At 51.3% G+C, this 3239-nt stretch carries 2 rRNA genes; both read right to left on the bottom strand.

Going from position 1 to position 3239, the window contains the following annotated elements:
• Window positions 1-9: 9 nt before the first annotated feature.
• Window positions 10-125: ribosomal RNA gene (gene rrf, locus GIW48_RS29570) — 5S ribosomal RNA — on the bottom strand.
• 157 nt (window positions 126-282) lie between these two features.
• Window positions 283-3174 (bottom strand): 23S ribosomal RNA (locus GIW48_RS29565).
• Window positions 3175-3239 lie beyond the last annotated feature (65 nt).

Genomic DNA, 3239 nt, shown 5'->3' with positions numbered 1-3239 from the left:
GGAATTTAATCTTGACGATGACCTACTCTCACATGGGGAAACCCCACACTACCATCGGCGATGCATCGTTTCACTACTGAGTTCGGGATGGGATCAGGTGGTTCCAATGCTCTATGGTCGTCAAGAAATTCGGGTACTGAGTCGTAGCCAGATGGCTTCGCTTCAGCAAATTGGGTATGTGACAGCTTTCGGTGTTTTGTGAGCGTCGAACTTTCGGTTCATCTCGTCTTCACACACCGCAATCTGATGCTCTTTCGAGTAGTCAAATTGCTTGGGTGTTATATGGTCAAGCCTCACGGGCAATTAGTATTGGTTAGCTCAACGCCTCACAGCGCTTACACACCCAACCTATCAACGTCGTAGTCTTCGACGGCCCTTCAGGGAACTCAAGGTTCCAGTGAGATCTCATCTTGAGGCTAGTTTCCCGCTTAGATGCTTTCAGCGGTTATCTATTCCGAACATAGCTACCCGGCAATGCCACTGGCGTGACAACCGGAACACCAGAGGTTCGTCCACTCCGGTCCTCTCGTACTAGGAGCAGCCCCTCTCAAATCTCAAACGTCCACGGCAGATAGGGACCGAACTGTCTCACGACGTTCTAAACCCAGCTCGCGTACCACTTTAAATGGCGAACAGCCATACCCTTGGGACCGGCTTCAGCCCCAGGATGTGATGAGCCGACATCGAGGTGCCAAACACCGCCGTCGATATGAACTCTTGGGCGGTATCAGCCTGTTATCCCCGGAGTACCTTTTATCCGTTGAGCGATGGCCCTTCCATACAGAACCACCGGATCACTAAGACCTACTTTCGTACCTGCTCGACGTGTCTGTCTCGCAGTCAAGCGCGCTTTTGCCTTTATACTCTACGACCGATTTCCGACCGGTCTGAGCGCACCTTCGTACTCCTCCGTTACTCTTTAGGAGGAGACCGCCCCAGTCAAACTACCCACCATACACTGTCCTCGATCCGGATAACGGACCTGAGTTAGAACCTCAAAGTTGCCAGGGTGGTATTTCAAGGTTGGCTCCACGCAGACTGGCGTCCACGCTTCAAAGCCTCCCACCTATCCTACACAAGCAAATTCAAAGTCCAGTGCAAAGCTATAGTAAAGGTTCACGGGGTCTTTCCGTCTAGCCGCGGATACACTGCATCTTCACAGCGATTTCAATTTCACTGAGTCTCGGGTGGAGACAGCGCCGCCATCGTTACGCCATTCGTGCAGGTCGGAACTTACCCGACAAGGAATTTCGCTACCTTAGGACCGTTATAGTTACGGCCGCCGTTTACCGGGGCTTCGATCAAGAGCTTCGCGTTAGCTAACCCCATCAATTAACCTTCCGGCACCGGGCAGGCGTCACACCCTATACGTCCACTTTCGTGTTTGCAGAGTGCTGTGTTTTTAATAAACAGTCGCAGCGGCCTGGTATCTTCGACCGGCATGAGCTTACGGAGCAAGTCCTTCACCCTCACCGGCGCACCTTCTCCCGAAGTTACGGTGCCATTTTGCCTAGTTCCTTCACCCGAGTTCTCTCAAGCGCCTTGGTATTCTCTACCCAACCACCTGTGTCGGTTTGGGGTACGGTTCCTGGTTACCTGAAGCTTAGAAGCTTTTCTTGGAAGCATGGCATCAACCACTTCGCTAACTAAAAGTTAGCTCGTCATCAGCTCTCGGCCTTAAGATCCCGGATTTACCTAAGATCTCAGCCTACCACCTTAAACTTGGACAACCAACGCCAAGCTGGCCTAGCCTTCTCCGTCCCTCCATCGCAATAACCAGAAGTACAGGAATATTAACCTGTTTTCCATCGACTACGCTTTTCAGCCTCGCCTTAGGGACCGACTAACCCTGCGTCGATTAACGTTGCGCAGGAAACCTTGGTCTTTCGGCGTGGGTGTTTTTCACACCCATTGTCGTTACTCATGTCAGCATTCGCACTTCTGATACCTCCAGCAAGCTTCTCAACTCACCTTCACAGGCTTACAGAACGCTCCTCTACCGCATCACTTACGTGATACCCGTAGCTTCGGTGTATGGTTTGAGCCCCGTTACATCTTCCGCGCAGGCCGACTCGACTAGTGAGCTATTACGCTTTCTTTAAAGGGTGGCTGCTTCTAAGCCAACCTCCTAGCTGTCTAAGCCTTCCCACATCGTTTCCCACTTAACCATAACTTTGGGACCTTAGCTGACGGTCTGGGTTGTTTCCCTTTTCACGACGGACGTTAGCACCCGCCGTGTGTCTCCCATGCTCGGCACTTGTAGGTATTCGGAGTTTGCATCGGTTTGGTAAGTCGGGATGACCCCCTAGCCGAAACAGTGCTCTACCCCCTACAGTGATACATGAGGCGCTACCTAAATAGCTTTCGAGGAGAACCAGCTATCTCCGAGCTTGATTAGCCTTTCACTCCGATCCACAGGTCATCCGCTAACTTTTCAACGGTAGTCGGTTCGGTCCTCCAGTTAGTGTTACCCAACCTTCAACCTGCCCATGGATAGATCGCCCGGTTTCGGGTCTATTCCCAGCGACTAGACGCCCTATTAAGACTCGCTTTCGCTACGCCTCCCCTATTCGGTTAAGCTCGCCACTGAAAATAAGTCGCTGACCCATTATACAAAAGGTACGCAGTCACAGAACAAAGTCTGCTCCCACTGCTTGTACGCATACGGTTTCAGGATCTATTTCACTCCCCTCTCCGGGGTTCTTTTCGCCTTTCCCTCACGGTACTAGTTCACTATCGGTCAGTCAGTAGTATTTAGCCTTGGAGGATGGTCCCCCCATATTCAGACAAAGTTTCTCGTGCTCCGTCCTACTCGATTTCATGACTAAGAGATTTTCGCGTACAGGGCTATCACCCACTATGGCCGCACTTTCCAGAGCGTTCCGCTAATCTCAAAGCCACTTAAGGGCTAGTCCCCGTTCGCTCGCCACTACTAAGGGAATCTCGGTTGATTTCTTTTCCTCAGGGTACTTAGATGTTTCAGTTCCCCTGGTTCGCCTCTTACGCCTATGTATTCAGCGTAAGATAACCATCTTATGATGGCTGGGTTCCCCCATTCAGACATCTCCGGATCAAAGTCTGTTTGCCGACTCCCCGAAGCTTTTCGCAGGCTACCACGTCTTTCATCGCCTCTGACTGCCAAGGCATCCACCGTATGCGCTTCTTCACTTGACCATATAACCCCAAGCAATCTGGTTATACTGTGAAGACAACATTCGCCGAAAATTCGAATTTCTCAA

Source organism: Pseudomonas sp. PA-6-3C (genome assembly GCF_021605825.1).
In the GTDB taxonomy this organism is placed as follows: Bacteria; Pseudomonadota; Gammaproteobacteria; order Pseudomonadales; family Pseudomonadaceae; genus Aquipseudomonas; species Aquipseudomonas edaphica.
The sequence above is the reverse complement of the archived record's forward strand: the minus strand, read 5'-3'. Positions and strand labels throughout refer to the sequence as shown.